Annotated in this window: 3 protein-coding genes; 2 read left to right on the top strand and 1 reads right to left on the bottom strand. The window is 60.9% G+C overall.

What is annotated here, in order from left to right; genetic code table 11:
* Window positions 1-400: 400 nt before the first annotated feature.
* Window positions 401-4,462, bottom strand: coding sequence for a hypothetical protein (locus EOA33_RS19595; RefSeq protein ID WP_127406333.1), 4,062 nt, complete (start codon window positions 4,460-4,462; stop codon window positions 401-403).
* Between the two features lie 605 nt (window positions 4,463-5,067).
* Between EOA33_RS19595 and EOA33_RS19590 the strand changes: the two genes are divergently transcribed.
* Both EOA33_RS19590 and EOA33_RS19585 read left to right on the top strand, forming a co-directional pair.
* Complete coding sequence (locus tag EOA33_RS19590) at window positions 5,068-5,424, top strand: hypothetical protein (protein ID WP_127406332.1); 357 nt, start codon at window positions 5,068-5,070, stop codon at window positions 5,422-5,424.
* Window positions 5,425-5,803: 379 nt separating this feature from the next.
* A partial coding sequence (locus EOA33_RS19585; RefSeq protein WP_145989205.1) for a nuclease-related domain-containing protein occupies window positions 5,804-6,668 on the top strand: 865 nt, incomplete at its 3' end.

Raw genomic sequence — 6,668 nt, 5'->3', positions numbered from 1 at the left:
TAGGGGAGCCATACCGACAGAGGTCAAACGATCTGAGCCCGTCGTCGATCGCCCGGAGCCCGCTGTAGGCCGCGCGCCGCTTGGCAGCCGCTGGTAGGGCCGAGGTGGCCGGCGGCCCCGCCACCGACGAACGCCCGGGAGGCGGGGCTACTTGTGGGGCCCCAATCAGCCGCGCCCGTCCACAATTTCGTTTACAGTTCAGGATGCCCCTTGGCCGACTGGTCTCGTCGCCAAACCATCCAAATCGCTCTGAACGACCGACCGAGTTCGCCCCCCTTTGCGGTCGTTCAGTTGCGAACGTGGCATGACGCGATCTGGTCCTACGAAGGCCGTTGCGTCTTATGTTCGCCATTTGACAACTAGCCACACCTCAAAAGGCGACGCTAGTCGAGGCGGCCGATCAGTCTTCGAGCCAGGCCTGCGCATGCTCCTTGGTGAAGTACAGATCTATCTCGTAGGGGTCGGCGGCGACTTCGATCCTCACCAGAAGACCCTTTCGAGCGTGCGTGCCGCCCTCGCTATCCGGGAAGTTGCGGATCGTACGCCCAGCGGTTCGAAGCGAAGCCCGAACCATCTCCCGGCTGAGAAGATCGCCGAGCTGAGCATGATGAAAGCGGCAGAGGATAAGGACATTCCGGGCGCCGAATCCGTCGGTATCGTTCTTCGAAACTTTGGCCAGATTGGCCAGCAGCTTCACGTGGTGCGCATGGATTATCGACTTTCGGTAATGTGGCGAATGCACGTACGATTGGGGCGGGGCTGCGTCGAGGACATCGTAAGCGCCGATGCACGCCTGGCAGTGCGCGGCGTAGTGCTCGAACTTGAGGTCGTTGAGTTGTGCGTCTTCCTCGATGCTGTGGCGCAGTGCGTCGGTCGAAGCGGGTGCCTTGCTCTTCTTTTTCTGAGTAGGCTTTGTGTAGGTCCGACCGCTGAGCTTCTCGATCTTGTTCGGCTTGGGCAAGAATGGGTTTACATCGTCGGGAAGGCCGTGCCCCTTCTCTGCGCTACCGCTGGCCTCCTTCTCGGTCGGTGCAGTCTTGCCCTGCTGACTCTGCTTTAGATCATCCTCCTTGATGTCGAGATCTTCGAAGTGCGACTGCGCGAAGCCAGGCGCGGTTATTTCGTGCACGGCCCGGTAGAGGCCATATGTGTACGCGGGCGGGCTGTTCGCATCGAAGATCTCCTTCGCGACTGCCTCGTAGAAGGGCATCGTGAGTCCGCTGTCTGCGGCCACGTAGAACGTCCGCCTCTCCGCGAGATAACCCGCTGTCGCCGGCGCCTGGTAGTGCCGCCGGTTGACGGTGTAGACCGCTTCGAGGCCGTCGGCGGCGCGCACCCCCGCAATTCCGTCCAGAAACCTCCGAAATTGCCGTCCGAGGGCCTCGCTGGGCACGTCGAACCGCGGCAGCATCGATTTGAGGAACCGTCGGACGTCGCTCGACCGCAGAAGTCGAAGCTCTGCGTCCAGCCGCTCGTCGGACCGGGAATGACCCACGATCGAAAGCCCTGTTGGTGCGCCGATCTTGCTCGCGAGCGACTTCACGCCGCGATCGCGGAGCTCTTGGATGGCGGAGCCGTCGACGCCCCGTGCGTCGACGACGGCGAGCTTCATGCGCGGATTGTCCGCGAGCACCGCCGATTGGATGGCACGCATGTCAGGCAGGTAGATTTGCGCCTTCGTTGCGATCGCCTCCCGATGCGAGTGGAGCGAGGGCGAATTCTCAGAACTATAGGCCATCACGCAGGGTGTGCTCGGCTGAAGCGCACTCCACCGCGAGGGGCCGGCACGACGATCGAGCCAATGACGAACAATCTGCGTCCTGTGGCGGCTGAGTACTGCTGGCTGGACGCCGGCCAGCCATTCAAAAAATCCCCTCGAGTACTCCTCCTTCACTCCCTTGAGCACCCCCGATTCCTCTAGCAGCTTGGCCTCTTGGGGGGCTAGTTCGCCGATCGGAATTTTGCGCTTCCATTCGCCCCACATGTCGGTCGAGGCCTCGTAGGCGAGAGACGACGGAGTCAGGAGCTTTCCATCGACCTCGATGATGGCTTCGTCGGACAGTTCGGATAAAGGTCGCTCGGTACTCTTGTAGGCGTCGAGGCGCGCCGCCAGCCTCGAACGCTGCGGGTCGGCGCGAAGCGCCTTGATCAGCGCCTCTGGCAGTGGCGTGGCGTTTGCGCCCAGCGCCAGATGCAAAACTCGGCGTGCGGTCGGCAGAAGATCCTCGGCCGCGAGATGGCACGACCGAACGGCAGCCGTGTCAGCGTGAAGTTGGACGATCGGCCGAATCTCTCCTGACAGACTGACGCTCAGATGGCCATGAGCAAAGTTCTTCGGGCCAATCCCATCCTCGCGCAACCGGACGAGAATCTTCTCGGCGTGGTCAATCTCGGCCGCCGCTGCCTTCGCGTCTGTGGCCGCACGCACTCGGTCCATCGCGGCGTTGTGCCATGAGGCCAATTCCTCAAACCCTGGCGTCGACCTGAGGCGCAGCGCCGCGTTCGACGCGCGCCGCAGTCCGGGAAACGACACGACCTGCTGAGCCGGCATCGGAAGCGTGGTGGAGAGCGCCTCACGCAGATATTGCTGCTTCGGCCAGCAGAAGCTTTCCAGCGGCCGTCCCACGCCCTGTTCGTCCGGCCAAACCGGGTATTCAGCAATCTTACCCAGCGAGCGCGGAGACAGCGAAGAGTGGTTGCGCCGGAGCCACTGGAAGAACGTTGTGCGCGCGATCGCCCCTGCGCGGTTGAAATCAAGCCGCGCGAGGTAATCGTCTAGCTTGAAGCGTAAAATAGTACCCGCACCGTCCCTCAATATCGCGGACTTCGCCAGTCGCGGGTGAAGCAGCCGAGGGTTCTCAACGCCGGGAATTTTCGGTGGCGGAACGGCTGCGCGTTCGATGAAACTCCATGGCTTCGCGCTGCCGTCTGCAGTCGGTAGCCTGCCGGACGCCTTGAGTTCTGAAGTCTCCTTCGCTTCGAGCTTGCCGCTTAGGCGCGACAGCTCGAGAAGATGCAGTGACCGTTCGCATTTCTCGAGCCAGCCGTCCTGCTTCTCGCCGGCTGCGGGCGCCTCGTCGACGAACACGGACCGGGCGGCAGCGACCTCGTCAAAAATCCTGACTTCGTCGATATCGCGCATCGCAAGCACCACCGAGGCAGGCGATTCGGGATGAAGGAGCGCGATTTTTGCTGGAGCGAGCCTCGCGAGCCCCTCATGCAGCATGCCCCCTCCATAGCGCGGCATCGGGAGCTGCGGCGGAAGTCCGGCGGTCGAAGTCTCGTAGCGCTGGTGCCGGCCGGATTGGGCGGCAGTCGACCAGATAGGCAGCGCGCCGGCATCGACCAGCGCTTCGACCATGGCCTTGACGTCCACGGGCCTGGGGCTCTCGACGTTCTCGAGAAGTGCGAGAGCGGCCGGTCCGTGGGTAGGGACGAGATGCCTCAGCATCAGATCGACGAATGCGGCGCGCGCGGCCTTAATCAGGTCGACGTTCCGTCGGTCTTCAGCGAGCGAGTGTCGAGCCTTTCCGGCAACGAACGGTCCAGAGACATCGAAACCCAGCCCGTTTCCGGCCTGATCCTTCGGGAATGCGATCGGGTACCGGTAAGTGCCCGCGCCCCGATATGGCCATCCCGATGTGTCGGTCGGCCAGCATAGTTCGCAAACGATCCGGCTACCGCGTCGATAGAGCCTCGGCACCTTCGCGTCGTCGCTTTCGTCCGCTGTGAAATCGAAGGTGCTGCATGCCAGGCGGGCAACGAGTCTCCCTGCGCGGGCACTCGAGGAGAGGTGGCAGGTTCTCAAGCTGATCCCTGATCTGTCTGGCGCCGTCGATCGGAACGTCAACCTGGCCTGCCGACCTCGTCGGCGCAGCACAAGTTCGTACTGCCAGGGGCGTCCCGGCACCGACGCGCAGAGGAAGCGGTCCGGCGCCATGCTGGCGGCGTCCTCGAACAGCTTGTCGAGCGTCGTCGCGGACGGGGCGGTCAGCGGGTTGCCGATTACCATCTTGGCCGGCCGCGTCCGGTACGGGATAGTGACCCTAACGCCCGTCTCGGGCGCCTGGAGATCAGGTTCCTTCGGCCATGCGGCGGGATAGAATCTCTCCGGCTCCTCAGGTTGGCCTTTGGCCGTGAGGTCGATGCGGTGGCGGTCGGACTGAACCGTTATGTTGTCGCCCAAGAGAAATCCAGTGCGAATGCCGTGGTTCTTCGAGCCAATGCCGTCCATCTTTGCGTCGACTAGGGCGCCGGCGCCGAGTACGAAGCGGAGCCGCTCCCATCCCTTGGGCTCCATTGCCGATCCGTTCCCAAAGCAGATCAGTGCATCGTCGCCGATTTCGATCTCTGTTCGGGTCGCGCCCGCATCGAGTTCGTTCTGGACCAGCTCGATGATGATATCGATGTTGTCGACCTCGGTGAGGAACTCACCCACGACCGCGACGTGGTCGATATGCACTTGCGGCCTTCCGGAGCGTGCGGAGGGGATCCGCCATTCCCCCGGAAGAGCGGCGGGCACTCCGTTCCGACTAGCTGAACGCGAACTACTTGCGGCACCACGAAGCCGGCGTACTCTGTCTTCCATGGTACCTCAGAACGGCAGTCAAGCGTGGATCATATCCCAGAACAAGTTCGTCCGCTAACGGCCAATTGCTGTCACTCCAGAACGCGCGACCGATTGGTCCTCCTACCGCAACGTGGTCGTTCCGGCTCTTGAGCCGAAGGGCAATCCCATTAAACCTTGGCCATCGGCCGCAGCCAGCAGATAGAGTTTTGACCCTAGAACGCCAGCGTGTGAGATCGCAGCCGCCGGGACGGCAGCTCGCCGGCACCCGTCCCGCCGGGATTTGTCGGCAGGTTGGGGCGGGCGGTGAATGTCGAGCCTCACCCGACGACTTTTTAGTTTTCACGGGGCCCAACCGCTCACCCACGGGGCGCGAGGGCAGCTGTGAGACCGGATAGGTTTTGTCAGCAGACAATGTAATCGTGTTGCAGAGCACCTCCGCGAACAGTTGCTCCGGTGTTATGGTGTGCCGCACTCATCAGACGGCAAGGATATGAGGCATGCCCGGAGTAACCCGTCGTACACTTCTTGCGTTCACCGCCGTTGCGTCTGTCGTTGAACCGACGTTTGCTGAAGGTGAATATACTTCACGCGAATTGCAGGTACTGATCGCCACCCATGAGACTGCATATGCCGCGCTCCATACGATTGCACATCGAGCGGGCAGCAGCTTGTACGACCGCAGGAGGGCAGACCGGATCGAAGAGGAAGCATTGCTGGCTGTCTGCTCTTATCCTGCGATCAGCCGAGGCGACCGCCGGGCCAAGGCCGAGTACCTGTTGAGCGCTCAGGCACGGGGCGAGCTCGACCTGGAAGAGCAAATTCAGGCGATCCTGCACTCGATGATGCCGAACTGACGGATTGCTGTGCCCTCCGGAAGCCAAATGGCGAATGGTCGTAAAGCGCGGCGATCGGAAGGCGGAGGGCGGAGGGCGGCACACAACACCCGTATCGCGGCCATGATTAAAAGGAAGGACTAAGGCTAGGCGTCCCTAGGGCGGTTTGCCCTACGCAGGGGCGGGAGCATTGTGGGCCCCATTCCCTGCCGCCACCCATGTTAGGAATTTCCGCCTCATCGACGTGTGCCACGGGTTCGAAATCGCGGTATGAGGATCCGCGGCTTTGTTCACCCTATGTGATTCTGGACGGATCCTTTCCTTTTGCGGTTCACGCAGGGTGAAACTCCTTTAGGCCGAGGCTGTGCCTGTCTATATAGGCGCGACGGGGGCGAATTTTATGCAGATCACCAATTGCGGTCGTGGCGTACATAAGCGGGAAGTAAGAGGACTAGAACGCCTAAAAAAGGAACTTCCGCAAAACTGGTACGCTTTCACGAACCTGGACCTCACTTTGGGTCTGGGGAAATCTCGTGAAATCGATGTCATCATCGTAGCCGATCACCGCATCTTCTTTATCGATATCAAAGACTGGGACGGCCAGATCGAAAACAAGGATGGGCGCTGGTTTCAGAACGGCAAAGACAAAGGGCCTTCCCCAGTCCAAAAGATTGGCGATATCTGTCGTGAAGTCCTGAATCCTCTTGGCAGCGTCTTGAAGGGTAGACCAGAGACGCAAAGGGAGCCAATCCCTCAGATCGTCGGCCTGGTGGTGCTCACCGCCTCAGCGACAAATGCCAATCTGGACGGCCTCGAAAAGACAAAGGTACTATCGGTAGATGACTTCATAGAACTGGTCGCAAATCCCCGAAAACAGAAGGAAGTGTTCGGTGAACCATACACAACCTTCATCAGGAGGCCACTCACTGATAACTTCTGGAAAGACAAGCTCAGCCGTTTTTTCAATGTCGGCCCCAACTCGCCGTTCAAGCCAGGACGGCGCCGTTTTCAACGCTACTTGGCTGAGGATAGTGCCAGCTACGCTCATCCAAGCGATGTCTACCGCGAATACGAGGCGGTGGAAGAAGGAAACAAAAATAATCAAGGAATCTTACGACTATGGGATTTCACCAAATGCGGAGATGGCCGCTTTCAGACCGAAGAAGGCCGCCTGGAAATAGCAGGCAGGGAACATCAGGTTTATCACTGGCTGAGAGATCGCGACCAGGACCTGGAGCGCACGCTCCTCACGCCACGCCTTGATG

Origin of the sequence: Mesorhizobium sp. M4A.F.Ca.ET.050.02.1.1 (assembly GCF_003997725.1) — a bacterium.
Taxonomy (GTDB): Bacteria; Pseudomonadota; Alphaproteobacteria; order Rhizobiales; family Rhizobiaceae; genus Mesorhizobium.
This window is presented reverse-complemented; position numbering and strand designations above follow the sequence as displayed.